Origin of the sequence: Caballeronia sp. SL2Y3, from assembly GCF_022879575.1 — a bacterium.
GTDB lineage: Bacteria > Pseudomonadota > Gammaproteobacteria > Burkholderiales > Burkholderiaceae > Caballeronia.
On the sequence record NZ_CP084260.1, the window covers coordinates 2,622,821 to 2,646,085 of the forward strand.

Sequence of the window (23,265 nt, forward strand, 5' to 3'; positions counted from 1 at the left end):
CTCAAAATTCCGAAAATCGATCCGATACTTGGGACGCGTCGTTTCGACCGCGAAGACGCGAAAAGACTTGCGCGCTCTGTTCAACGGAGGGAAAGAAAGAACCGCGCGGCGAGCGCCGCGCGGGTGATGCAAGAAACGCGAGATTCAGGCGCTCTGAAAACCGAGCCGTTCGCAGATCGTCCTGGTCGCGGCCGCGCCGTTGAGCGTGTAGAAATGCAGGCCGGGCGCGCCGTCGTCGATCAGGCGGCGGCACAAGCCCGTCACCACGTCGAGACCGAATTCGCGAATGGACTCGCGATCGTCGCCGTAGCTTTCCAGACGCCGCGCAATCCACCTCGGCACTTCCGCGCCGCACATGTCGGAGAAGCGCATGAGCTGCGAGAAGTTCGTGATCGGCATGATGCCCGGCGTGATGGGCACGTCCACGCCCAGCTTCCTCGCTTCGCCGACGAACCGGAAATACGCGTCCGCGTTGAAGAAGTACTGCGTGATCGCGGCGTTCGCGCCCGCCTTCACCTTGCGCGCGAAGTTCTCCATATCGGCGCGCGGCGAACGCGCTTGCGGGTGAAACTCCGGATACGCGGCCACCTCGATATGGAACCAGTCGCCGTGCTCCTGGCGAATGAACGCGACCAGTTCCGACGCATAACGCAATTCGCCGAATTCGCCCATGCCCGAAGGCAGGTCGCCGCGCAACGCGACGATATGGCGAATGCCGTGCTCGCGGTACGCGCCGAGAATCGCGCGCAGGCTTTCACGCGACGAGCCGATGCACGACAGATGCGGCGCGGCCTGCAAGCCTTCGGCCGCCATTTCGAGCACGGTGTCGAGCGTGCCTTGCTGCGTGGAGCCACCCGCGCCGAACGTCACGGAGACGAACTTCGGCGCGAGCTTCGCGAGCTCCGCGCGGGAAGCGCGCAGCTTCTGCACGCCTTCCTGCGTCTTCGGCGGGAAAAACTCGAATGAGAGTTCGATGGGTTTCATGATGATGTGTGCGCACGAAGCGCGGCGGCTAGCCGAAATTGCGCTGCCCGAACACGAGCGCCGACAGAAGCCACGACACGATGCTGTACAGAATCGAGCCGAAGAACGCCGACCAGAAACCCGAGACCTCGAAGCCCTTCAGCAGCGACGAGCACAGCCAGAAGCACAGCGCATTCACCACGAGGATGAAGAGCCCGAGCGTGAGGATGGTCACCGGCAACGTCAGGATGATGAGAACCGGACGCAGCACGGCGTTGATCAGCCCGAGCACCACCGCGACGATCAGCGCCGTGCCGAAACTGCGAATGTGAATGGACGGCACGAGATAGGTGATGATCAGAAGCGCGAGCGCATTGATCAGCCATGTCAGCAGCACGGTCATCGAGGATTCTCCGGTTTGTCGTCGTTCGGGCAAAGCGCGGCGCGGATGCATGCGCATCCGCGCCGGCCCCGCCGCCGCGTGCGATTAATAGCGGTAGTGGTTCGGCTTGAACGGACCGTTCTTGTCGACGCCGATATAGCCTGCCTGTTCGTCCGACAGCACGGTCAGTTCCGCGCCGATGCGGCCCAGATGCAGGCGCGCGACCTTCTCGTCCAGATGCTTCGGCAGCACGTACACTTTGTTCTCGTACTTGTCGCCTTGCGTGAAAAGTTCGATCTGGGCGAGCGTCTGGTTCGTGAACGAGTTCGACATGACGAACGACGGATGGCCCGTCGCGCAGCCGAGGTTCACCAGACGCCCTTCGGCCAAGAGAATGATGCGCTTGCCGTCCGGGAAGATGATGTGATCGACCTGCGGCTTGATGTTGTCCCACGTGTACTGGCGCGTGGAGGCAACGTCGATTTCCGAATCGAAGTGACCGATGTTGCAGACGATCGCGTTATTGCGCATCGCCTTCATGTGGTCGTGGTTGATGACGTGGTAGTTGCCGGTCGCCGTCACGAAGATGTCGGCCTTGTCGGCGGCGTATTCCATCGTCACGACGCGGTAGCCTTCCATCGCCGCTTGCAGCGCGCAGATCGGATCGATTTCCGTGACCCACACCGTTGCGCCCAGACCGCGCAGCGATTGCGCGCAGCCCTTGCCCACGTCGCCGTAACCGGCCACGACCGCGATCTTGCCCGCGATCATCACGTCGGTCGCGCGCTTGATGCCGTCCACGAGCGACTCGCGGCAGCCGTACAGGTTGTCGAACTTCGACTTCGTGACCGAATCGTTCACGTTGATGGCCGGGAACGGCAGGCGGCCGTCCTTTTCCATCTGATACAGACGATGCACGCCCGTGGTCGTTTCTTCCGTCACGCCCTGAATATGCGCGAGGCGCGTGGAGTACCACGTCGGATCGGCGTCGAGGTGACGCGAAATCGACTTGTACAGCGCGACTTCTTCCTCGTTCGTCGGCTTGGCGATGACCGAGCGGTCTTTCTCCGCCTTCGAGCCGAGAATCAGGAGCAGCGTGGCATCGCCGCCGTCATCGAGAATCATGTTGGCGAATTCGCCGTTCGGCCATTCGAAAATGCGATGCGAGAATTCCCAGTACTCGTCGAGCGATTCGCCCTTGAACGCGAACACCGGCGTGCCGCCATCGGCGATTGCGGCGGCGGCGTGATCCTGCGTCGAGAAGATGTTGCACGACGCCCAGCGCACGTCCGCGCCCAGCGCCTTCAGCGTTTCGATGAGCACGCCGGTCTGAATGGTCATGTGCAGCGAGCCCGCGACGCGCGCGCCCTTGAGCGGCTGCTGCGCCTTGTATTCTTCGCGGATCTGCACGAGGCCGGGCATTTCCGTCTCGGCGATGTCGAGTTCCTTGCGGCCCCATGCGGCGAGCGACATGTCGGCGACAACGAAATCCTGGGTATTGTTGGAATCGAGAACTGCGGCGTTCATCACGCCCTCCTTTCTAAAAAAGACTAGAAATGTTGACGTGAGCGCCGTTCGAATGCGGTGGCTCGGCGGGCGCTTTCAAAGGCGCTTTGGGACCATCCGGATTGAATGCCACCGAGCCTGGCGGATGAGCTTTTTGCAAGCCGCTCAACCGTCGCAACGCTCCTCGGGGGCGAGGGACGATTGTAGCAAAGTCTTATTGGATCGTTTGCGTTTCAGCACACGCTGATTCAAATTCTCGACGCCGCGTGAGCCGCATTTTACCGATGCGCGCGCCTAGAACGGCAGCGCGGAGAGCGCGGGCGCGAGCAGCACCATCACGACGCCCGCGATCATCATCGTCAGGCTCGCGACTACGCCTTCTTCGCTGCCCAATTCGCGCGCTTTCGCCGTGCCGACGCCATGCGCCGCCGCGCCGAACAGCGCCCCGCGCGCGAGCCGCGTGCGCAGCGGCACGAGCGCGAGCACGATCTCGCCGAAGAGCATGCCGCAGACGCCGGTCGCGATCACGAAAAGCGCGGTGAGGTCTTTCGGCGCGTGGATCTTGTCGGAGACGGCGAGCGCGAACGGCGTGGACACCGAGCGCGTCGCGAGGCTGCGCTGCAATTCCGGCGACAGATGCAAGAGCTTGGCGAGCGCGAGCGATCCGCCCACGGCAACCAGAATGCCGACCGTGACGCCGACCGTCAGCGAAATCCAGTGGCGCTTCAGAAGCGCGCGGTACTCGTAGATCGGCACCGCGAACGCGACGGTCGCCGGGCCGAGCAGCCACATGAGCCAGCGCGTATCGGCGAAGTAGACCGAATACGGGATGCGCGCGGTCACGACGATCAGCGCGAGCACGGCGGGAGCCGAGAGCATCGGCGTGAGCCACGGGCTGCGGAATCGCGCGTAGAGACGCTTGGACGCGAAGTACAGCGCGACCGTCAGCACGAAGCAGCCGGCGGCGATCAGGCGCGCGGCGTCGTCGGCGAGGAGCGAGGCGTAGAAGTCGTGCATGGCGGTCGGCTCAGGCTCAGGCGCGCGCCGCGTGACGCGCGACGAGCGCCCGGCGCAACGCGAGACGGCGTTCGAGGCGCGCGGCGCGATCCACCGCGAACGCGACGGCCACCATCACCATCAACGTGCCCGCGACCACGACGAGCGCGAGCCGCCAGCCGTCTTCCATGAACAGGCCGCCGTACTGCACGGCCGCGACCGCTGCGGGGATGAAGAACAACAGCATGTCGCCGAGCAGCCAGTCGGCGCCCGCCTTCACCCAGCGCGGCGCGATGCCGCCGCAAAACAGCAGCGCGAGCAACGCGACCAGCCCGACCACGCCGCCCGGCACCGGCAACGCGAGCTTGCGCGCGACGAAATCGGCGACGAACCAGATCACCGCGATGCCGCCGGCCTGCAACGCGACGCGGGCGAACCGGCTCATAGCGGCGCGGGCAGTATTCGTGGTGCTTGCGTTCGAAAGGACGGCGGACATGGCGTTGTGGGCGATTAGGGTTAACCTGTAGCCGAGTATAGAGCCGTCGTTTGCATAATAAAAATGACTTAACCTTATCCGTTTCATTCCAATTCGGAATCCGGAGTCGATCATGGAATTGCGCGCGTTGCGGTATTTCGTCGAAGTCGTCAGACAGAAGAGCTTCACGGCTGCCGCCGAGCACATGTTCGTTACGCAGCCGACCATCAGCAAGATGGTGAAGGCGCTCGAAGACGAAGTCGGCTCGCCGCTGTTGTTGCGCGAAGGCCGGCAGATGGTGCTGACCGATGCCGGGCAGATCGTCTACCAACGCGGCGTGGACGTGCTCGCGGCGCACGCGCGGCTGGAGGCGGAACTCAACGACCTCGGCACGTTCGGGCGGGGAACGCTCACCATCGGCATTCCGCCGATGGGCGGCTCGCTTTTCACGCCGGCCATCGCGGCTTTCAGGCGGCGGTATCCGAAAGTCGAGCTGAAACTGTTCGAGCGCGGATCGAAGGCGATCGAGGCCGCGCTGATGGACGGGGAACTGGAACTGGGCGGCGTCCTGCAACCCGTCGATACCGAAATGTTCGACGTGCTGCCGGTGAGCCGTCAGTTGCTATGGCTCGTCGCGCCGAAAGGCGCGCGCTGGGAGGACGTGCGTGAAGTGCCGCTCGCCGATCTCGCCGCCGAGCCGTTCGTGTTCTATGGCGAAAGCCTCGCGCTCAACGATATCGTGATGAATGCGTGCCGCGCGGCGGGCTTCACGCCGACCATCGTCGGGCGAAGCGGGCATTGGGATTTCATGGCGGCGCTGGTGCAGGCGGGAATCGGCATCGCGCTGCTGCCTGCGCCGTATTGCCGACGCCTCGACACCGACGCGTTCACGTGCCGGCCGGTCGTCGCGCCGGAGATTCACTGGGACATGGCGCTCGGCTGGCGGCGCAACGGCTATCTGTCGCATGCGGCGCGAGCGTGGATCGAGGTTGCGCGGGAAGTGCTGCCCGCCAACCTCGATCAGGACTTCATGGCCGATGGTTTCGCGCGTACGCGTGGCAAGAAGGCGGGCGCGGGCGGCTGATCTTCGTTGCGAAGAAACGCCCCCGCATTGCTCGCCCGCTTAATTGACTTCCGTGAACTCGATGCGGCGATTCGCCATGCGGCCCGCCGGCGTCGAGTTGTCGGCGATCGGATTGACCTCGCCGAGACCCTCGGCCTTCAACGAATTCGCCGGGATGCCGTGCTTCAGGAGATAGCCGCGCACGGCTTCCGCGCGCTTCTTCGACAGTTCGACGTTCAGCGCCGCGCTGCCGGTGTTGTCGGAATAACCGGCGATGCGCAGCATGATCGGCGCGCCGTGCGCGTCGCAGTCTTTCAGTGCTTGCGCCGACTTCGCGAGCGCGGCCATCGCGCTTGCGGGCGGCGTATTGGAACCGGTGCGGAAGTTGATGGGCTTGAGGTTCAGCATTCGCGCGATGGCCGGCGCCGAGCAGGTTCCCTCCGCTGCCGCAGCGGACGCAGGCGCGGCCGCCGATGCCGCCGATGCCGCCGATGCCGCTGAAGCCGCATCCGAAGCCGCCGCGTCCGCATGCGCCGAAGCGAGACCGATGTTCCAGCCCGAGCCAAAGAGCGCCTTCAGCTTTTCCAGCCAGCCGAGTTTGGCGTCGGCGGCCTTGCCGGCCAGTTCGATCTTGTCGCCGTCGATCTGCACGCGGGCGCCCGGCAGCGTCATCACGGGCACGAGGGTGTCCAGCTTGTCGAGCCACGCCGAAGGTTTCGTGTCCGGGTCGACCGAGACGTTCGCGTGGAACTTGTCCGCGCCGAACTTGGCCGACATGAGGTCGATCAGCCGTTGACGCTCCTCGTCGCTGCCGACGGTCGCCTTGACGGTCGGCACGCCCGACGCATCGACGGTGATCGCGGCGAGCGCGTTCTTGCCCGGCAGCAGCGTCGGCACAGACGCCTGGCTGGCCACGGCCGCGCCGCTCGCCACGGCGTCGGACGACGCGGCGGCAACAGCGGCTTCCGAGGCCGACCCGGAAGCCGCGCCCGAAGCCGACGCGTCCGCTTGCGCATCCTGCGCAGCGTCCTTAGGCTTGTCTTCCGTCGAGCAGCCGCGCGCGACGAGCGCCGCGAACAGCGCGAGCGCGGCGGCGTTCGCCACCCACAGCCATTTCCGCTTGTTCGACTTCTCCTTGTGTTCCTCGCTCTCCGGCGCGGGATACAGGTCGCTATGAATCGGGAACGCGGCGGCTTCCTGCGTGGACGGATGCTCCAGATGCGACGACACCGCCTTCAGCCGCGACGCCACGCCCGCCAGAAACGCGCCGACCGAGCCGAGGCCGAGCGCCTGCGCGAAGGCGTCTGTCATGTTCGCGCGAACGACAGGCAACTGGTGCCCGAGCAGCGTGGGCAACTGGCCGACCTGACCGTTGTGCTGCGTGAAGTGGCGCTTGAGCAGCCCGAGAATGGTCGCGCCGACCACGCCGGCCAAGACGCGCGTGACGTGCGCGGGCACGCCCGAATATTCGGCGATGCGTTCGGAGAGCGCGTTGACGTTGTCGTGCGAGGCGACCGCGCCGTCCACCGATGCGCTCGTGGCCAGCAGCGTTTGCATGCCGTCGTCGTTCAGCACGAAGTGCGGAAGTTCTTCGGCGATATGCGTGTTGACGGCCGGCGACATGACCGCGTTGAACAGATTGCGCGCGCCGTCGAGCGACGACGCCTTGTTCATCATCGAGCCGATGAGCGCGGGCCCGCACAGGGAAACGACGCGCTTGGCGGATTCGGGCGCGCAGCCGACGCGCGCGGCGAGATGCTGCAACACGCTTTCGTTCAAAGCGCCCTGCACCGACTGATTGAGGTTGATGCTCATTGAGAAGACTTCCAGAAAAGCGTTGTTGCACCGGGCCGAACGCCCGATTCAGGCCGAACGATTATAGGTTCGGGGTCCTGCAAGTCGGCATGGCGGACTGAACAATCGGATTTGTCTCAGCTCTCGTGCCTTTAGGACTGCGCCTCAGAAAACTTGTCGCCGCTGTGACAACCGGGCGCTCGCGTCCGGCCGCCAATGAAGAGAGCGATGCCTCTACCCGTGCGCCGAAACGCCGGCCTATGATTCATGAATTCGAGATGGCTCCGACGCCGCCCGAGACAGGAGGCCGCTGTATGAATGCTTCATCCGCCGATGCACCCGCCAGCCGGTTCGGCCAGACGCACGAGGTCACGAATCAGGCGCCGCCGCTCGAGCGTTACGACGCGTTCGCCACCGATTGCGCGCTCGCGGCGGCGGTCGAGCGGGAAGGCGCCGGCTGGCACGCCGACGCTCTCTCGCGTGACGGCTGCGCGCTCACGCAGCCCGATGTTCTCGCGCTCGCCGATCTGGCCAACCGCCATACGCCGGAACTCGCGACGCACGATGCGCGCGGCGAGCGCATCGACGCGATCGAGTTTCATCCCGCGTGGCACGAACTCCTGCGCCGGCTGCGGCACGCCGGCCTGCACGCATTGCCGTTCGAACCGCACGCCCGCGCCGGCTCCATGGCTGCGCGTTGCGCCAGCTACTTTCTGCACGGCCAGCTCGAATCCGGTTCGCTGTGTCCGATCACGATGACCTTCGCAAGCATTCCGGTATTGCGCAACGAGCCGGCGCTGTACGCGCGGCTCGCCGGACCGCTGCTGTCGCGCGAGCACGACCCGCGCGACATTCCGCTCGAAGCCGGCAAGTGTTCGATGATGATCGGCATGGGCATGACCGAGAAGCAGGGCGGCTCGGATGTGCGCAGCAACCGCACGCGCGCCGAGCCGCTCGGCGCGGGCGGGCGCGGCGGCGAATACCGGCTCCTCGGCCACAAATGGTTTTTCTCCGCGCCGCAGTGCGACGCGCATCTGGTGCTTGCGCGCGCTTCGGGCGAAGGCGGGCTGTCGTGCTTCTTTGTGCCGCGTTTCGCGCCGGACGGCCGCAAGAACGCTGTTCACGTACAGCGTCTGAAGGACAAGCTCGGCAATCGTTCGAATGCGAGCAGCGAGGTCGAATTTCTCGATGCCTACGGCGTCATGGTCGGCGATGAAGGGCGCGGCGTGCCGACCATCATCGAAATGGCGAACTTCACGCGGCTCGACTGCGTGATCGGCAGCGCGGCGCTCATGCGCGCGGCGCTCGTGCAGGCGATTCATCACGCGCGGCATCGGAGCGCGTTCGGCGCGCGGCTCGTCGATCAGCCGTTGATGCGCAACGTGCTCGCGGATCTCGCGCTCGAATCCGAGGCCGCGACGCTCTTGTTTATGCAGCTCGCGGGCGCGTTCGAACGCAGCGCGGCGGCGGGCAGCGCGCCGTCCGAGCGCGCGTGGCGGCGCATCGTGACGCCGGCCGCGAAGTTCTGGGTCTGCAAGCGCGCGCTCGAATTCACCGGCGAAGCCATGGAAGTCTGGGGCGGAAACGGCTATGTCGAAGCCGGCCCGATGGCGCGTTTCTATCGCGAAGCGCCGGTCAATTCGATCTGGGAGGGCTCGGGCAACGTGATGTGCCTCGACGTGCTGCGCGCGTTCGAGCGCGAGCAGGATGCGGCGCATGCGCTTCTCGACGACTGGCGCGACGCGGCATCCACGTATCCGGCGCTGGGCGCGGCGCTCGGGGCGCTCGTCGGGATGTTGACGGGCGATGCATCGGAAAGAGAAGCGTCGGCGCGGCGCATCGCGCAGCAATTGGCGTTATGTGCGCAGGGCGTGTTGCTCGCGCGTCATGCGCCGGAGGACGTGGCGCAGGCGTTTATCGAAACGCGTCTCGGCGACGCGCGCGGCGAAACGGGGCGCGTCTACGGCACGCTGCCCGCGCGGTTCGACCATGCGAGGATCGTGGCGCTGGCGTTCGCAGAGTAGCGCGACGGCGGCACGCAAGCGGGCACCGGCGCTTTCAGGTCGCAGGGAAAACAGCGGCATTCGACGATGCTTGCGGGGCTAGGGACAGCGTCGCCACCGACGCGCGACCACCCTCACCGCACCGCCCGCCCCGCCTCCCGCAGCGGCTCTTCGTTCTCCAGCCGATACACCCATGACAGCAGTTCCGCCACCGCCTGATACAGCGCAGGCGGAATATGCGCGTCGAGGTCCACCTGCATCAGCAGCGAGACCATGTCCGGCGATTCGTGCACGTAGACGCCCGCCTCTTTCGCGCGCTGGACGATCATCTCCGCGACAATTCCATAGCCCTTCGCGACGACGCGCGGCGTCGCTTCGCGATTGCCGGCTTCGTAGGTGAGCGCAGTCGCCTGCTTGCGGCCATACGGCGTGCTCATGTCGCGCCTCCTTCACTGCGCGGCGGCGCGCGAAACAGATGTTCGAGCGGCGACCGAACCGGCTTCGGCGCCGTATGGCCTGCGTCGTGCGCGACATCGGTGCCCGCCGCGCCGTCGACCGAACGCACCGAGAACGACGCCAGCGCGATGCCCGCCGCATCCAGTTGACGCGCGAACGCCGCGCCATCCGCCGCGAGCCGCGCCGCGCCCTTGTCGCTCGCATTGATGCGCGCGACGAGCTTCTCTCCACTCAGGACCAGTTCCGCGTCCACCGTGCCGAGCGCCGGCAGCGACAGCGTGATGCGGGTGCGCCACGCGCGCTCGTCCGCCGACGGTTCCGGCGTGCGGGCGTCGCGCGGCTCGCGGGCGATTTCCCATTCGAAGCGCGTGCCCGGCCACGCCTCGCCTTGCCAGCGAAACTGGCCGTTCGCGAGAAGATCGAGCTGCTGGCGCACGATGTCGAGCGTCGCCGGATGCACGCCCGCCGCCACCGACGCCTGCATCGCCGAACCGGAACCGGACGGCGCGGGCTGCGCGCCCGCACTGGATGCGCTCGCGGTTGCGCTCTGAGAATTCGAAAGGGCCGACGCGGGCGCGTCGCGCACCGACGCCGCGAGCGCCGCCGCCTGCTGCGGCGTCTGCGGCATCTCGACGGCGCGCGCGGGCGTCGGCGCGGCGGCGTCGTGAAGATCGGGGAAAGCGGGCGACGCTAAGAACGCCGGCGCGGCGTGCGCGGCGTCCGGTGCGCCTTCGTTCGCGAGATCGAACGGCAGCGACAACGCGCGCGGATCGACGCGGGCCTGCGGCTCGTTGCCGAGCGAGGCTGCCGTGCGCTGGCCTGCGAGCCATTGCGCCAGATGCGATTCGTAGAAGAGCCCGCTCTCGCCGACGGTCTTCGCCAGCTCGCCCGCCAGCACCGACGCCGGCAGCGGCGGCAAGTTCTGGCTCGCGGCGCGCGCCGCCGCGACGGCGGCAGCGTTAGACGAGAAAGCGGTATCGAAAAGGCCGGTGGTGAGCGCGGCGAACGCGCTCGCGGGGCGCGGCGGCGTCGGCCACAACGGCGCGTCGCCGAGGACGGCCGACGCCGTGCCGGACAAGCGCGAGATCACGTCGAGCGTGCGCGCGACGCTGGAAAGTTCGGTCTGCGCCGATGCCGCCGGGCCCGCGCCCGCTGCGCCGGATTCGGGCGTGTCGGGCGTATCGACCGTGGCGGACGTGCCCGCCTGCGTCGTCGTGCGTCCGGCGGCCGCGCCCGCCGCGCCGTTCACCGCATCGGCTGCGCGGATCGCGGAAAGGACGAGGTCCGAGCGGCCGGCCAGAAGCGTTGCTATCGCGGAGTCGAATCCTGTCATGCCGAGATTCCTCAAGTACGTCCGCGAAGCCTCGCGGCGTGTCTGCCTAACGCAGTCCTATCATCTTTTTGAGCACGCGCGCCGGACTGTTGACCGCGAAGAGCGCGGACAGGCGCGCGAGACTCGGCGATGTGAGGTCGCGGATGGCGGCGTCGTCGGCGAGAATCTTCTTCACGAGGTCCAGCTTGCGCGCCCGCGCGGTCTCGTCGAGCGCGGAGCCGTGGTCGGCGTCCTTCAACTGTTCGACGAGGTCGCGATACGTGCCCTGCATCGCCTTCAGATCGCCCAGGTCGCCTTCGCGCGCCGCTCTCAGCATCTGGGCGGACAGCGCGGCAATGGCTTCGTAGTGAGCGAAATATTCTTCTGTCGTTTTCATTCTTCTCCGGCAGTCGCCCACCGATTTTCGTTCAGACGGCCGCGGCGGTCATTTGCGCCACTTCCGGTCCGATACCGACCCACGCTTCCTCGAGCGTGGCCAGCAGATTGTCGACTTCCACGAGCATCGTCTCGCTCTGCTCCATGTTCGCCTGCAAGAGACGCCGCGTCATATACGAATAGAGCGCGTCGAGCCGCTGTGCGATTTCGCCGCCCGCGTCCTTGTTGAGCGCCTGCTGAAGACCGCTTTCGACGATGTTGATTGCCTTGCCGATCGCCTGGCCGCGCGCGCCCACGTTGTTCTGCTGCGTATGCATGCGCGCCTGCGCGATGGCCTGCCGCGCGCCCTGATACAGCATCACGATGAGCCGGTGCGGGCTCGCTCCCATGACGCCGGTCTGAACGCCCACGCGCGCATATGCGTTGGCTCCCGCCTGTCCCTGCGAAAACATCGATGGCTCCTGTCTCGACGACTGTTACGGCTTCTCGCCCCGGTTAGCCGGCGCGCGCGTTCGCGCGTGTTCCGGCCCCGTCTCGTCCCGTGCAAATCAATGCAGCCGGCGAGCGTGGCTCCAAGCCCTCACCCGCGCCGCCTGCAACCTGTATTCCCCGCGACGCGAAGCACGCGGCACGTCGCCGTGCCGCTTCCGCGTCTGCGCCGGCTTTTTCCGGCCTGCGAACGTCCGCTCCGGCTCGAAATACGATGGCGCGGCTCGCTTTCGCGAGCGAACCGTCGTTCGCCGGGCTGCTAACGGGGTTATCGGAGAAACACGCAAAAGCTTTAGGGCGCAAGGGTTTGAGGGCGAAACCACGCGTAAAGGCAGGATCGAAGCGGTACGCGGCGCTCGCCGGGGTCAGACGGAGATCTGCATGATGTCGTTGTAGGCGCTCACGAGCTTGTTGCGCACCTGCAAGCCGAACTGCAGGCCGACGTTGGCCTTTTGCATGTCCACCATCACGTCGTTGAGCGAAACGTTCGGCGCGCCGATTTCGAATGCATGCGCCTCGTTGAGCGCGGTCGTCTGGTTGGCGCTGATCTTGTCGATGGACGACTTCAGCGCGTCCGCGAAGCTGCCTGCGGTGGCCGCGCCCGAACCCGCGCTTTGACCGGTCACCGCGCCGGACGCCACCGTGGCCGCACTGCCTGCGCCGCCGGCTGCCTGCGCCGACATCGACTGAATGGCGCTCATCGCGGCGGAAAGCGGATTGATCGGAAAGTTCATATTGACTCCGTGTGACAGCAAATTGATGCAGGACCGTGGAATTGCCGGCGTCTGGCCGGCTCGGACGGGCCGGTAAAAATGGCTCGTCCGGGTATGAAAAAGATTAGCAGCGGGCCTCGTTCCGAAGCGTACGAAGAACGGGGAAAACCCCGCTCTATTCACCGAATCGACTTGCAAGGTAGTGCGGATAATCCGTCTCGTGAAAAGACTTCCTTTACCGCGGACGACACTGCGGCGCGGGAAGAAGCCAAGATTCGGAGCCTCGACGCTAATGGAAACGCCCAACAACTCATTGATCACGCCCGACGCCAGAATGGGCCTGGCGGGTGCGCAGCCGGGCGCGGCAGGTGCGCCCGCGGCGGGCGCGGGCCTTTCCGCCGGCGGTTTCGCGCAGCGGGTGCCAATGCTTTCGCAGTTCCGCTCGAACCCGCGCGTGCCGCTGATCGTCGCCGTCGCTATTCTGGCGATGGTCGTCGCCGGCCTCTTGATGTGGTCGCGCCAGCCGGACTATCGCGTGCTGTTCAGCAATCTGTCGGATCGCGACGGCGGCGCGATCGTGACCGCGCTTCAGCAGGGCAACATTCCCTACAAGCTGTCCGACGGCGGCGGCGCCATTCTCGTGCCGGCCGAGCAGGTTCACGAAACGCGTCTGCGTCTCGCGAGCCAGGGCTTGCCGAAAAACGGCTCGGTCGGCTTCGAGCTGATGGACAACCAGAAATTCGGCATCAGCCAGTTCGCCGAGCAGATCAACTACCAGCGCGCGCTCGAAGGCGAGCTGGAGCGCACCATCGGTTCCATTTCGTCGGTGAAGTCGGCGCGCGTGCATCTGGCCATTCCGAAGCCGAGCGTGTTCGTGCGCGACAAGGAATTGCCGACCGCTTCCGTGATGGTGAACCTCTACCCGGGCCGCGTGCTCGACGAAGGGCAAGTGCTCGCGATCGCGCACATGGTGGCCTCGGGCGTGCCGGACATGCCGGTCAAGAACGTGAACATCGCCGATCAGGACGGCAACCTGCTCACAAGCCAGAGCGCCGTCAACGGTCTCGACGCGTCGCAACTGAAGTACGTGCAGCAAATCGAGCACAACACGCAAAAACGCATCGACGCGATTCTTTCGCCGCTCTTCGGCGCGGGCAATGCGCGTTCGCAAGTGAGCGCCGACATCGACTTCTCGAAGCTCGAACAGACCGCCGAAAGCTACGGCCCGAACGCCAACCCGCAGAACACGGCTATTCGCAGCCAGCAGTCGAGCGAATCGAGCGAAACGTCGGGCAGCGGCGCCTCGGGCGTGCCGGGCGCGCTGTCGAACCAGCCGCCGCAGCCGGCGTCCGCGCCGATCGACGCTGCCGCCTCGGGCACGACCGCCACGCGTTCCGCGCCGAGCAACCTGCGCAAGGACACGACGACGAACTACGAAGTGGATCGCACCGTGCGCCACTACGAGCAGGCGACGGGCGGCATCAAGCGTCTGTCCGTGGCAGTGGTCGTCAACTACGAGCGCCAGGTCGATGCCAAGGGCAACGTCACGATGAAGCCGCTCGCCGCCGACAAGCTCGCCCAAGTGCAGCAGCTCGTGAAGGACGCGATGGGCTTCGACGAGAAGCGCGGCGATTCGGTCAACGTGGTGAACAGCGCGTTCTCGTCGGACTCGGACCTGACGCCCGCCGTGCCCTGGTGGCGCACGCCGGACATGATTGCGCGCGGCATCTCGCTCGCGAAGTACGTGGGTATCGGCATCGTCGGGCTGTTCCTGTACTTCAGCATGGTAAAGCCCGCAATGCGCCGCGCGTTCCCGCCGCCGCCGGAAGAAACGCCCGCGCTCGCCGCAGCCGACGAACTCTCGCTGCTCGACGGTCCCACGCTCAGCGGCGAAGCGAAGCAGGACGAAGACAAGGATGCCGAGGTCAGCCTCCTCGGCCATGAAAGCAACAAGGCCAAATTCGATCGAAATCTCGACTACGCGCGAATGGTCGCGCGCCAGGACCCGAGAATCGTCGCGACGGTCGTGAAAAACTGGGTGTCCGATGAACGCTGAAGGTCTCAATAAAGCCGCGCTCCTCCTGATGTCGATCGGAGAGGAAGAAGCCGCCGAAGTTTTCAAGTATCTCGCCCCGCGCGAGGTGCAGAAGATCGGCGCCACGATGGCGGCGCTCAAGAACGTGACGCGCGAGCAGCTCGACAACGTGCTGACCGAATTCGTCGGGGAAGCCGAGAAGCACACGGCGCTGTCGCTCGATTCGAGCGAGTACATCCGCTCCGTGCTGACGAAGGCGCTCGGCGAGAACAAAGCCGGCGCGCTGATCGACCGCATTCTGCAAGGCAGCGATACGAGCGGTATCGAAGGCCTCAAGTGGATGGACTCGGGCGCGGTCGCGGAACTCATCAAGAACGAGCATCCGCAGATCATCGCGACGATTCTCGTGCACCTGGACCGCGATCAGGCGTCGGAAATCGTGTCGCTCCTGAACGACCGCCTGCGCAACGACGTGCTCCTGCGCATCGCGACGCTCGACGGCATTCAGCCCGCCGCGCTGCGCGAACTCGACGACGTGCTCACGACGCTGCTTTCCGGCAGCGACAACCTGAAGCGCGCGCCGATGGGCGGCATTCGCACGGCGGCGGAGATTCTCAACTTCATGTCGAGCAATCACGAAGAAGGCGTGCTGTCGAACGTGCGCGAGTACGACGCGGAACTGGCGCAGAAGATCATCGACCAGATGTTCGTGTTCGAGAACCTGCTCGACCTGGAAGACCGCGCGATCCAGTTGCTGCTGAAGGAAGTGGAATCCGAAACGCTGATCGTGTCGCTGAAGGGCGCGCAGCCCGGGCTGCGTCAGAAGTTCCTCTCGAACATGTCGCAGCGCGCGGCCGAACTGCTCGCCGAAGACCTCGATTCGCGCGGTCCGGTGCGCGTGTCGGAAGTCGAGCAGCAGCAGCGCAAGATTCTCCAGATCGTCCGCAATCTGGCGGAAAACGGCCAGATTCAGCTAGGCGGCAAGGCGGAGGACGCGTATGTCTGACGCCGCCACCCAGAACCGGGGCGAGAAAGCGCCCGTCTCCGCGTATCAACGCTGGGAGATGGCGTCGTTCGATCCCGTCACCGTCGACAACAGCGCGGCGGAACAGGCGGCGCTCGAAGCGCATCTGCGCCGCATCGAGGAAGACGCGCACGCGCACGGCGTCGCCAAAGGGCACGTCGCCGGTCAGGCGCTCGGCTATCAGGCGGGTTTCGAGCAAGGCCACGCGAAGGGTTTCGAGGACGGCCGCAAGGAAGCGCTCGCGCAGGCGGCGCAACTCGCGCAGATCGCCGATGCGTTCAAGACCGCGCTTCAGGCTGCCGACGCCGCCATCGCCGAAACGCTGGCCGCGCTGGCCGTCGATATCGCGCAGCAGGTCGTGCGTCAGCATCTGGCGCTCGATCCGACCGCGCTCGTCGCAGTCGCCCGTGAAGTGATCGCCGCCGAGCCGGAACTGTCGGGCGCGCCGACGCTGATCGTGAGCCCGGCCGACCTGCCGATCGTCGATTCGTATCTGAAGGATGAACTGGAATCGGCGGGCTGGACGGTGCGTCCGGACCCGGCCATCGAACGCGGCGGCTGCAAGGCGCACGCCGCGACCGGCGAAATCGACGCGACCAACGCGTCGCGCTGGGAACGCGTCTCTGCCGCGCTCGGGAGGAACAAGCCGTGGTGAACCATCGAATCACGCAGGACGGGCTGTCCGCGCTGGAACAGGAAATCGCGCGGGCGTCGTTCGGGCCGCTCGCGAGCGAAGAAGCCGCAGGCGACGCCGCACCCGACGCGCACGCCGCGCACACCATCGCCGAACTCGCGAAGCTCGCGGGCAATCCGCACATCGACGCGTGGCGCGACAAGCTCGACGCGATGAAGTCGCGCAACGCCATCGCGAAGCCGCTGCGTCCGTGCGGGCGGCTCACGCGCGCCGCCGGCCTCGTGCTCGAAGCGGTCGGGCTCAAGATGGGCGTCGGCTCCGAATGCATGATCGAACTGCCGCCCGGCAGCGCGATCCCGACGGCGGAAGCCGAAGTCGTCGGCTTCGCGGGCGACAAGCTCTTTCTGATGCCGACCACCGAAATGGGCGGCCTTCTGCCCGGCGCGCGCGTCTATCCGCTGGAAAGCGCGCCGATCAACGATCCGATGGCGGGCGCGAAGCGTCTTCCCGTCGGCTGGGAAATGCTCGGCCGCGTGGTCGATGCGTCCGGCCGTCCGCTCGACGGGCTCGGCCCGCTCGGCGCGAAGGTCGATGCGCCGCTCGCCGCGCCGGTCATCAATCCGCTGAACCGCGAGCCGATTCACAAGGTGCTCGACGTGGGCGTACGCGCGATCAACTCGCTGCTGACGGTCGGGCGCGGCCAGCGCATGGGCCTGTTCGCGGGTTCCGGCGTCGGTAAGTCGGTGCTGCTCGGCACGATGGCGCGCTATACGAGCGCGGAAGTGATCGTGATCGGGCTGATCGGCGAACGCGGCCGCGAAGTGAAGGAGTTCATCGAGCAGATTCTGGGCGAGGACGGTCTCGCGCGTTCGGTCGTCGTGGCCGCGCCTGCGGACGTGTCGCCGGTGCTGCGGATGCAGGCCGCCGCGTACACCACTTCGCTCGCCGAATATTTCCGCGATCAGGGCAAGCACGTGCTGATGCTGATGGATTCCCTCACGCGCTATGCGATGGCGCAGCGCGAGATCGCGCTCGCTATCGGCGAGCCGCCCGCGACGAAGGGCTATCCGCCTTCGGTGTTCGCCAAGCTGCCGGCGCTCGTCGAGCGTACCGGCAACGGGCCGGAAGGCGGCGGTTCCATCACGGCGTTCTATACGGTGCTGACCGAAGGCGACGACCAGCAAGACCCGATCGCCGACTCGGCGCGGGCCATTCTGGACGGCCATATCGTGCTGAACCGGTCGCTCGCGGAGGCGGGGCATTACCCGGCTATCGACATCGAGCAGTCCATCAGCCGCGCGATGACTTCGCTCATCGACGAAAAGCATCTTGAGCGCGTGCGCCTCTTCAAGCAGATGCTGTCGCGCTACCAGCGCAACCGCGATCTCATCAACGTGGGCGCGTATTCGAGCGGCCGCGACGCGCTGCTCGACCGCGCGATTGCGCTGTACCCGCGGATGGAGTCGTTTTTACAGCAAGGTTTTCGTGAGCAGGCAAATTTCGAACCGAGTCTTGATTTGTTGCATCAGCTTTTCGACTAGTATTCGAGCCATTCGTCATAAGAACACGTAGAGCCCTGAAGACCACAGGAACCGCCACGTCATGTCCAAGAATCTGCCTATCAACACGCTCATCGAACTCGCGCAAGAAGAGCTCGACGCCGCCACCAAGAAGCTCGGAAAGTTGCAGCAGGAACGCAACGAAGCCGAGAAACAGCTCGAATCGCTCGTTGCTTACCGCGACGAGTATCACGCGCGCTTCACGGCATCCGCCCAGCAAGGCACGACGGCGCAGACGCTGCGCAATTTCCAGGCGTTCGTCGATACGCTCGATTCGGCCATCGCGCAGCAGCGCATGCTGCTCGTGACGGCGGATCAGCGCATCGAGGCGGCGAAGCCGGAGTGGCGGCTCAAGAAGCAGAAGGTCGGCAGCTACGAAGTGCTGGCGGCACGGGGCGAAGCGGTTCTCGCGCGCAAAGCGGCGCGTGTCGAACAGCGCGAAGCGGACGAGCACGCGGCGAAGGTGCTGCGCATGCGAGCCGAGCGCGCCTGACGGATTTTTAGCGGCGCTGCTGTCATGGCAGCGAGCGCCGCGTGTAGTTCATTACAGGATTTAAGAGGTCGAATATGTCCTCCGTTTCAACCATCGGCGCGCTTGCGGGCGCGAGCTCGTCGGGCGCATCGACGGCCAAGCGCGCGGCGAGCGCGGGCGTTTCGTTCGGGCAGACGCTGCAAGGCATCACCGACCGCGCGAACGCGGACGCCCTCGCGGCGAAGGCGCTCACGTCCGGCGACAAGTCGAGCGTGCACGACACCCCGAAGCCCGACGACAGCGCGAACGCCGGCAAGAGCGATGACGCGCAGGCGTCGACATCGGCGGACGCGAACGGCAAGACCGACGCGACGCACGACGCGCCGAAGCATGCGGACAAGAGCGACGGCGCGGACGCGTCGAAGCCGGCCGCGAATGCCGAGGCGAGCGCGAACGCGAAGCCCGCGAATGCAGCCGATGCCGCCGCGAAAGCCGCCGCCGAAGCGAAGGCGCGCGCCGACGCCGCCAACGCCGCCAAGCCCGCGAATGCCGATGCCGACGACGCAACGCTCGCCGCGCTCACCGATGCGGCGACTGGCGCGGCCACGGCGGCATCGACGGACGGCGACGCATCGGCGACCGGCGACGCGAAGAAGAGCACCGACGCGAAATCGGCAGAGGACGCGCTGCAAGCCGCGCTCGCAGCGATGAACGGCACGCCGGCCAATGCGGTTGCCGTGGCTGCGGCTGCGCATACGAGCGTCAACGGCGGCAATGCTGCGAGCGGCGCGAAGGCTGCTGACGGGACGAGCGACACGCAGGGCGCCTTACTCGGCGCGGGCGCGAAGGGTGCGCGCGGCATCGTGTTGACGAACGGCGCATCGGGCGATGCGAAGAACGCCGCCGCGAGCGCGGCGCAGACGAACGCCGCCGCGCTTGCCACGGCGCAGGACGCGCTGACGCCGGCCGGCGATGGCGCAAGCGCCGCGTACAAGCAGTCTGCCGATGCAGCGGCGCATGCGGTGGCGTTGCAGGCGGCATCGGCGAATTCGGGCGTATCGAGTCCGCAAGGCGCTATGACGTCGGCGACGAGCGCGGCGATTGCGCCGCACGTGGGCGCATCCGGCTGGGACGATGCGTTCAGCCAGAAGGTGGTGTTCGTGTCGAAATCGGATCAGCAGAGCGCCGAACTGACGTTGAATCCGAAGGATCTCGGGCCGCTGCAGGTGACGCTTCAGGTCGCCGACAACCATGCGCACGCGCTCTTCGTGTCGCAGCATGCGCAGGTGCGTGAGGCGGTGGAAGCCGCCATGCCGAAGCTTCGCGAGGCGATGGAGGCCAATGGCATCAGTCTGGGCAGTACCAGTGTGTCGGATGGGTCGGCGTTTGCGCGCCAGTCGCAGGGGGATGGTCAGGGCGGGGGTTCTTCTTCCTCTCGCGGAGGGCGGGGTGCTGGCGGCGGCGGTCTCGAGGCCGCTGGCGGGGGCGTTGCTGCGGTCGTGAGGCGGACTGTGGGGCTTGTGGATACTTTTGCTTAAGGGCTTTTGTTTCTCGATTGGCGTTGGTTCGGCTTCGGTCGTTGGCGTTGCACCGCTCTTTCTTTCGTTCTTTCTTTCGTTCGTTCGTGAAACTTGTATTTGTGTCGGTCTATTAGCGTTGCCCCTTTCCGGGGCGGGGGTCACTTTCTTTGACACTGCTGCAAAGAAAGCGACCAAAGAAAGCAGCTTTTTTTGGCCCGCAGCATCAACAGTGTGGTCACTTCGCAGCAAGTCATTGGCCCTCAGCTTGCCCAAGGGATAGTAGAGCGACAACCTGTTCCGGCGTTGCCGTGAATTCTCTTTCTGATTGCATTGATTATTCTCTCGATTGCACGAGCGAGACCACGAAGAGGCGGCACGACCGGTCAAGCCATCGGACCGTCCCCGCAATCTGGAGTGGCGGGAGGGGCGTTACCTAGGCGAGTGCAAGCGGGACCGTACTTCGCCGTGTGACGCTGGGACACCTCCCGTTTCAGTTGTTTAGATCAACCTGACCAAACGCCATGTCACCGCGCGTCCGTCCAGCGTCGGTAAGGTCACTCCATGGCCGAACGCACGCTCGATGCTCGGCGCTTCCTCGCAGGTCCAGACGCCTGGATAAGGGCACGGTTCGCCTGAACGTGCGCGCATACCGGGCGTATCTTCGAGCCATATCCAGCGGACAGGCTGGCCCGAGTGCAGCGGCAAGGGCTCGCCTTGCTGGACGTAGCAGCGCACGCGAGCGTCGCTGTCCATGCGCCAAAGACCCACGCGTGCCGCCGCTTCACCGCTTGACGCCTGCACGAGCGGCGCGGATGGAGAAACCGTCTGGTCGTCTTCCCACTGCCAGAGCACGAAGCCGCGCGCGGTCGCGCTGGGAATAGCCGGAAACACCTCGCCGAGCGCGAAGTAGCGGCGCGAGTCGCGCTTGGCCGAAGTGGACCACCAGCCTTCTCTTGGACACGCTTGTCCGGCTTCGGTCGGCGACGGCGGAATTGCCCGAAGCGCGGCTTCAGGGGTGCGGCGTGGCTGCGAGCGAGCGTAGTCTGCCAAATCCTTCGGATAGACCATCTCGTCGCGGTAGCTGCTGTCGTCGATGTCGAAGAGGTACGACAGCGCGGCCGCTTCCATCGTCCAGTAGCCGGTGTAGTCGATCAGGTTGTTCTTGTCGATCTTGGTGTGCTTGCCCCAGAACCCCGCGCGCCCCTTCATGCTGGGATACCACGCTTTGACGTACTCCCGCATGCCGTTTTCGCGTTCGGCGGCGGTTTTCTCATCCAGCGCTTCCAAGGCGATACGGTAAGGCTGATTCCACAACCATTCGTCAATTTCTGGGCGACCGGGTAGGTAGAACTTCAGCAGTTCCTCAATCACCAAGTCGTGCCCATCATAAGCGCCTCCCTCGATCAGCCCGTAGATACGCGGTATCAAGTCTTCACGGTGCAACAGGATAGTCACCGAAAGCAGGTTCAGATAATCGATGTAAGGGTCGATTGCCTCATCGAGAATGAAGGGATCGTAAAAGTCGTCGTCAAGCTCTGCATACAACTCATGGTGCTTGACAATTTCATCCAGCTCTTGAGCGAGGTCTGCAAGATTGTCACCAGCGGTGTAGCGCAGTTGCCATATCTTCCATAAGTTATTCGATATAGCATCATGGCAGCAACTCAAAACAGCTCGGTTCGAAGTGCTTTTGATTTCTTCAAGCGTCTCGCTGATGCCGTTTCGATAGTATGCCACTGTAGCTTCATAGGCTGTCTGAGGAAGAAGCAATTGCCGCCGCTTCTCCGTAAAATCGTTCGTCATTTGGTTCCTAAAATGTCGTTGCCGTACCCTTTGCATTGCCCGACTTGGCGGTCCGCTTTGCGCTGCCGCCTCTTTCTATGAAAGTAGCCTCTGCCTCGTTCAGTTCCTCATCGCCGAATTTTTCATAAGGCTCATGGTCGTTGTGATCGGCCGCGAACTGTTGCGCCTTCGCGGGCTGCAACACCATTTTATTGACGAGAATCTTCTCCAGAGCGGTCAAATGATCTAGCGCCTGAACGGAAGTGACCAGCATGACATGGCGAGTATAGTTACGCTTTCGGATGGGGAATTGGTGAGGCTCCGGAATTTCGCTCAAGTGCGACCTAATCCATTTGTGACTCATCTGCATTACCATACTCGCCGATGTACTCGCAGCCGTAGTAACGGTCTCCGTTGCAGAACTCGTTTTCGTGCCGCTTTTTTTGCCCTGTCCGCCTTCCCGTTTTGTGGCCTCACCTTTTGCTCGCTCAACAACCCATAAAGCGATCCCGTATATAGAACACGTGCCTTGGCTTCCACAATTGCATATTGCTGGCCGGGTGTTGTTCGGTTAGTGAGAAACGCCGAATCGATGCCATTTCTGAAAACAGTTCCGCTAGGTGTGCATAGGTAGACAGGTTTCTCGCCATCGGTGATCTTTCGCGGTACTCCATAAATTCCTTGCTCCGCTCCCGACCAGCCACCTCCCTGCTGCATACAGTCGTGAGCGTTCCATTTCAACCCCCAGCCCATTTTCTCGATGCAGTGGTAATCGACGATGTGCTCGCCAATTAAGCCGTTCGCTGCGTTCAGTGTGACGTCTTTCAGCTTCGCCGCTGTGCGTTGAAAGGCCGAAGCAGCGCGTCCGGCGTCGGGCTTCCCGTTGACTCGTGGTTGTTCCTGCACGTCCTTATGCTTCTGCGGCTGGCCCTCCGTATGCGGCGTCTCATGAGGGGCCTTCGGGTGCGGCTCTTCATGCGGTGACTTGCGGGACGACGGTGCAGCGGTTTCGTGGTTCCCGTGAGCGCCGGCCCGCGGGGCGTTCAACGCGGCCGTTTCGCCCACGGCCAGCACCACCGCAGCGGCATCCTCGCCTAGCATCTCAGTGAGAAAGTCCTTGATGGCCTGCGCGCCCTCCTTGATCGGAGTATCTAGCTTGCCCTGCATTGCGCGCAACTTCGGCGAAAGGTCACGCGCAAGGTTTTGCAGGTTATCCGGTATCCACCACGCGCCCGCCGCTAGCGTATCGAGCATCTGGATGCAGTTCGTCAGCGCCTGATTGCCGAAGGCAATCGCTTGCGCCGTTCGGCTTGTCCAGTCAAAAGCCTTGATCCAGCGCACGGCTCCGCCTTTGCTCATTCCGCGCATGCGCTCCAGCATGTCTACGCCCGTGTTCACCAGCGTCTTGGCGAGCTTGCGTTCTTTCCGCAGTGGCCTGAAGACCGTTTTGAACACCGCACCGGCCTCGGGAATGGCACCGATCACCGAAAACGCGAGATTGACCTTTTCCTCCAGTCCCACGCGCTCGATGCCGCCTTTCTTGTTAATCAGAAAGATGCTGCCAGCCACATCGCGAACAGCCATGACCTGTCCCAGAATGGGGATCAGTTGAATCACGCCGCTGGCAATCTGCACAGAGACGTGCTGCTCTTCCTGAAGTCGCCTACCACCAGCTCGGTGAGGAATTGTTC

At 64.9% G+C, this 23,265-nt stretch carries 22 protein-coding genes and 1 riboswitch; of the genes, 8 read left to right on the forward strand and 14 right to left on the reverse strand.

The window, feature by feature from the left end; genetic code table 11:
* Nucleotides 1–144: 144 nt before the first annotated feature.
* The 5 genes from metF to LDZ26_RS12470 all read right to left on the reverse strand — a co-directional run bounded on the left by metF (nucleotide 145) and on the right by LDZ26_RS12470 (nucleotide 4,292).
* Nucleotides 145–984, reverse strand: a complete 840-nt coding sequence (gene metF, locus LDZ26_RS12450; protein ID WP_244847460.1) for a methylenetetrahydrofolate reductase [NAD(P)H] — start codon at nucleotides 982–984, stop codon at nucleotides 145–147.
* A 28-nt stretch (nucleotides 985–1,012) separates the two neighbouring features.
* A complete protein-coding gene (locus LDZ26_RS12455; protein WP_175938503.1) occupies nucleotides 1,013–1,366 on the reverse strand; it encodes a phage holin family protein in 354 nt (117 codons plus the stop codon).
* An 84-nt stretch (nucleotides 1,367–1,450) separates the two neighbouring features.
* Nucleotides 1,451–2,872: an adenosylhomocysteinase gene (gene ahcY, locus LDZ26_RS12460; RefSeq protein WP_244847461.1), complete on the reverse strand. Its 1,422-nt coding sequence runs from the start codon at nucleotides 2,870–2,872 to the stop codon at nucleotides 1,451–1,453.
* 32 nt (nucleotides 2,873–2,904) lie between these two features.
* Nucleotides 2,905–3,043: riboswitch (S-adenosyl-L-homocysteine riboswitch) on the reverse strand.
* Nucleotides 3,044–3,145: 102 nt separating this feature from the next.
* Nucleotides 3,146–3,868, reverse strand: coding sequence for an LrgB family protein (locus LDZ26_RS12465; RefSeq protein WP_244847462.1), 723 nt, complete (start codon nucleotides 3,866–3,868; stop codon nucleotides 3,146–3,148).
* A 16-nt stretch (nucleotides 3,869–3,884) separates the two neighbouring features.
* Nucleotides 3,885–4,292 (reverse strand): CidA/LrgA family protein, encoded by a 408-nt coding sequence (locus LDZ26_RS12470; protein ID WP_370650616.1) that lies wholly within the window; start codon nucleotides 4,290–4,292, stop codon nucleotides 3,885–3,887.
* 163 nt (nucleotides 4,293–4,455) lie between these two features.
* Between LDZ26_RS12470 and LDZ26_RS12475 the strand changes: the two genes are divergently transcribed.
* Nucleotides 4,456–5,406: a LysR family transcriptional regulator gene (locus tag LDZ26_RS12475; protein ID WP_244847464.1), complete on the forward strand. Its 951-nt coding sequence runs from the start codon at nucleotides 4,456–4,458 to the stop codon at nucleotides 5,404–5,406.
* 39 nt (nucleotides 5,407–5,445) lie between these two features.
* Here LDZ26_RS12475 and LDZ26_RS12480 read toward each other — a convergent pair whose 3' ends face one another.
* Nucleotides 5,446–7,200, reverse strand: a complete 1,755-nt coding sequence (locus LDZ26_RS12480) for an OmpA family protein (protein ID WP_244847465.1) — start codon at nucleotides 7,198–7,200, stop codon at nucleotides 5,446–5,448.
* 293 nt (nucleotides 7,201–7,493) lie between these two features.
* Here LDZ26_RS12480 and LDZ26_RS12485 point away from each other — a divergent pair, with 293 nt between their 5' ends.
* A complete protein-coding gene (locus LDZ26_RS12485) occupies nucleotides 7,494–9,203 on the forward strand; it encodes an isovaleryl-CoA dehydrogenase (RefSeq protein ID WP_244847466.1) in 1,710 nt (569 codons plus the stop codon).
* A 113-nt stretch (nucleotides 9,204–9,316) separates the two neighbouring features.
* On the opposite strand, the gene LDZ26_RS12490 is transcribed toward LDZ26_RS12485, so the two are convergent.
* From LDZ26_RS12490 to fliE, 5 genes are all read right to left on the reverse strand, one after another.
* Complete coding sequence (locus LDZ26_RS12490; protein ID WP_206467213.1) at nucleotides 9,317–9,619, reverse strand: EscU/YscU/HrcU family type III secretion system export apparatus switch protein; 303 nt, start codon at nucleotides 9,617–9,619, stop codon at nucleotides 9,317–9,319.
* A complete protein-coding gene (locus LDZ26_RS12495; protein WP_244847467.1) occupies nucleotides 9,616–10,971 on the reverse strand; it encodes a flagellar hook-length control protein FliK in 1,356 nt (451 codons plus the stop codon). Before LDZ26_RS12495 ends, LDZ26_RS12490 begins: the two co-directional genes overlap by 4 nt.
* Nucleotides 10,972–11,017: 46 nt before the next feature.
* On the reverse strand, nucleotides 11,018–11,347 hold the full coding sequence (locus tag LDZ26_RS12500) for a flagellar protein FliT (protein WP_244847468.1): 330 nt from the start codon (nucleotides 11,345–11,347) through the stop codon (nucleotides 11,018–11,020).
* A gap of 31 nt (nucleotides 11,348–11,378) precedes the next feature.
* Nucleotides 11,379–11,798 carry a flagellar export chaperone FliS gene (gene fliS, locus LDZ26_RS12505; RefSeq protein WP_244847469.1) on the reverse strand — a complete coding sequence of 140 codons (420 nt, stop codon included), beginning with the start codon at nucleotides 11,796–11,798 and terminating at the stop codon, nucleotides 11,379–11,381.
* Nucleotides 11,799–12,200: 402 nt separating this feature from the next.
* Nucleotides 12,201–12,569 (reverse strand): flagellar hook-basal body complex protein FliE, encoded by a 369-nt coding sequence (gene fliE, locus LDZ26_RS12510; protein ID WP_175938523.1) that lies wholly within the window; start codon nucleotides 12,567–12,569, stop codon nucleotides 12,201–12,203.
* Between the two features lie 271 nt (nucleotides 12,570–12,840).
* On the opposite strand from fliE, the gene fliF reads away from it, so the two are divergent.
* The 6 genes from fliF to LDZ26_RS12540 all read left to right on the forward strand — a co-directional run bounded on the left by fliF (nucleotide 12,841) and on the right by LDZ26_RS12540 (nucleotide 19,810).
* On the forward strand, nucleotides 12,841–14,604 hold the full coding sequence (gene fliF, locus LDZ26_RS12515; protein ID WP_244847470.1) for a flagellar basal-body MS-ring/collar protein FliF: 1,764 nt from the start codon (nucleotides 12,841–12,843) through the stop codon (nucleotides 14,602–14,604).
* Nucleotides 14,594–15,589 (forward strand): flagellar motor switch protein FliG, encoded by a 996-nt coding sequence (gene fliG, locus LDZ26_RS12520; RefSeq protein ID WP_175938527.1) that lies wholly within the window; start codon nucleotides 14,594–14,596, stop codon nucleotides 15,587–15,589. Before fliF ends, fliG begins: the two co-directional genes overlap by 11 nt.
* Entirely contained in the window at nucleotides 15,582–16,262 is a 681-nt protein-coding gene (gene fliH / locus LDZ26_RS12525) for a flagellar assembly protein FliH (RefSeq protein ID WP_244847471.1), read from the forward strand. Before fliG ends, fliH begins: the two co-directional genes overlap by 8 nt.
* Complete coding sequence (gene fliI / locus LDZ26_RS12530; RefSeq protein ID WP_244847472.1) at nucleotides 16,256–17,782, forward strand: flagellar protein export ATPase FliI; 1,527 nt, start codon at nucleotides 16,256–16,258, stop codon at nucleotides 17,780–17,782. The genes fliH and fliI overlap by 7 nt, the downstream gene beginning before the upstream one ends.
* Before the next feature lie 61 nt (nucleotides 17,783–17,843).
* Nucleotides 17,844–18,293 carry a flagellar export protein FliJ gene (gene fliJ / locus LDZ26_RS12535; protein WP_175938533.1) on the forward strand — a complete coding sequence of 150 codons (450 nt, stop codon included), beginning with the start codon at nucleotides 17,844–17,846 and terminating at the stop codon, nucleotides 18,291–18,293.
* Between the two features lie 74 nt (nucleotides 18,294–18,367).
* The gene (locus tag LDZ26_RS12540) at nucleotides 18,368–19,810 is read left to right on the forward strand and encodes a flagellar hook-length control protein FliK (RefSeq protein WP_244847473.1); all 1,443 of its coding nucleotides are present in this window, start codon (nucleotides 18,368–18,370) and stop codon (nucleotides 19,808–19,810) included.
* 480 nt (nucleotides 19,811–20,290) lie between these two features.
* Here LDZ26_RS12540 and LDZ26_RS12545 read toward each other — a convergent pair whose 3' ends face one another.
* The 3 genes from LDZ26_RS12545 to LDZ26_RS12555 are packed head-to-tail and all read right to left on the reverse strand — an operon-like array spanning nucleotide 20,291 to nucleotide 23,209.
* The gene (locus LDZ26_RS12545) at nucleotides 20,291–21,595 is read right to left on the reverse strand and encodes a PoNe immunity protein domain-containing protein (protein WP_244847474.1); all 1,305 of its coding nucleotides are present in this window, start codon (nucleotides 21,593–21,595) and stop codon (nucleotides 20,291–20,293) included.
* A gap of 7 nt (nucleotides 21,596–21,602) precedes the next feature.
* Complete coding sequence (locus tag LDZ26_RS12550; RefSeq protein ID WP_244847475.1) at nucleotides 21,603–21,911, reverse strand: hypothetical protein; 309 nt, start codon at nucleotides 21,909–21,911, stop codon at nucleotides 21,603–21,605.
* A 32-nt stretch (nucleotides 21,912–21,943) separates the two neighbouring features.
* Nucleotides 21,944–23,209 (reverse strand): hypothetical protein, encoded by a 1,266-nt coding sequence (locus LDZ26_RS12555; RefSeq protein WP_244847476.1) that lies wholly within the window; start codon nucleotides 23,207–23,209, stop codon nucleotides 21,944–21,946.
* Nucleotides 23,210–23,265 lie beyond the last annotated feature (56 nt).

Coding starts and splice junctions, on each gene's coding strand:
- fliG (WP_175938527.1), top strand. CDS start 14,594: ATGAACGCTGAAGGTCTCAATAAAGCCGCGCTCCTCCTGATGTCGATC.
- fliJ (WP_175938533.1), top strand. CDS start 17,844: ATGTCCAAGAATCTGCCTATCAACACGCTCATCGAACTCGCGCAAGAA.
- LDZ26_RS12480 (WP_244847465.1), bottom strand. CDS start 7,200: ATGAGCATCAACCTCAATCAGTCGGTGCAGGGCGCTTTGAACGAAAGC.
- LDZ26_RS12540 (WP_244847473.1), top strand. CDS start 18,368: ATGTCCTCCGTTTCAACCATCGGCGCGCTTGCGGGCGCGAGCTCGTCG.
- LDZ26_RS12470 (WP_370650616.1), bottom strand. CDS start 4,292: ATGAGCCGGTTCGCCCGCGTCGCGTTGCAGGCCGGCGGCATCGCGGTG.
- LDZ26_RS12545 (WP_244847474.1), bottom strand. CDS start 21,595: ATGACGAACGATTTTACGGAGAAGCGGCGGCAATTGCTTCTTCCTCAG.
- ahcY (WP_244847461.1), bottom strand. CDS start 2,872: ATGAACGCCGCAGTTCTCGATTCCAACAATACCCAGGATTTCGTTGTC.
- fliS (WP_244847469.1), bottom strand. CDS start 11,798: ATGTTTTCGCAGGGACAGGCGGGAGCCAACGCATATGCGCGCGTGGGC.
- LDZ26_RS12500 (WP_244847468.1), bottom strand. CDS start 11,347: ATGAAAACGACAGAAGAATATTTCGCTCACTACGAAGCCATTGCCGCG.
- LDZ26_RS12490 (WP_206467213.1), bottom strand. CDS start 9,619: ATGAGCACGCCGTATGGCCGCAAGCAGGCGACTGCGCTCACCTACGAA.
- LDZ26_RS12465 (WP_244847462.1), bottom strand. CDS start 3,868: ATGCACGACTTCTACGCCTCGCTCCTCGCCGACGACGCCGCGCGCCTG.
- LDZ26_RS12455 (WP_175938503.1), bottom strand. CDS start 1,366: ATGACCGTGCTGCTGACATGGCTGATCAATGCGCTCGCGCTTCTGATC.
- fliH (WP_244847471.1), top strand. CDS start 15,582: ATGTCTGACGCCGCCACCCAGAACCGGGGCGAGAAAGCGCCCGTCTCC.
- fliF (WP_244847470.1), top strand. CDS start 12,841: ATGGAAACGCCCAACAACTCATTGATCACGCCCGACGCCAGAATGGGC.
- LDZ26_RS12485 (WP_244847466.1), top strand. CDS start 7,494: ATGAATGCTTCATCCGCCGATGCACCCGCCAGCCGGTTCGGCCAGACG.
- LDZ26_RS12495 (WP_244847467.1), bottom strand. CDS start 10,971: ATGACAGGATTCGACTCCGCGATAGCAACGCTTCTGGCCGGCCGCTCG.
- metF (WP_244847460.1), bottom strand. CDS start 984: ATGAAACCCATCGAACTCTCATTCGAGTTTTTCCCGCCGAAGACGCAG.
- LDZ26_RS12475 (WP_244847464.1), top strand. CDS start 4,456: ATGGAATTGCGCGCGTTGCGGTATTTCGTCGAAGTCGTCAGACAGAAG.
- fliE (WP_175938523.1), bottom strand. CDS start 12,569: ATGAACTTTCCGATCAATCCGCTTTCCGCCGCGATGAGCGCCATTCAG.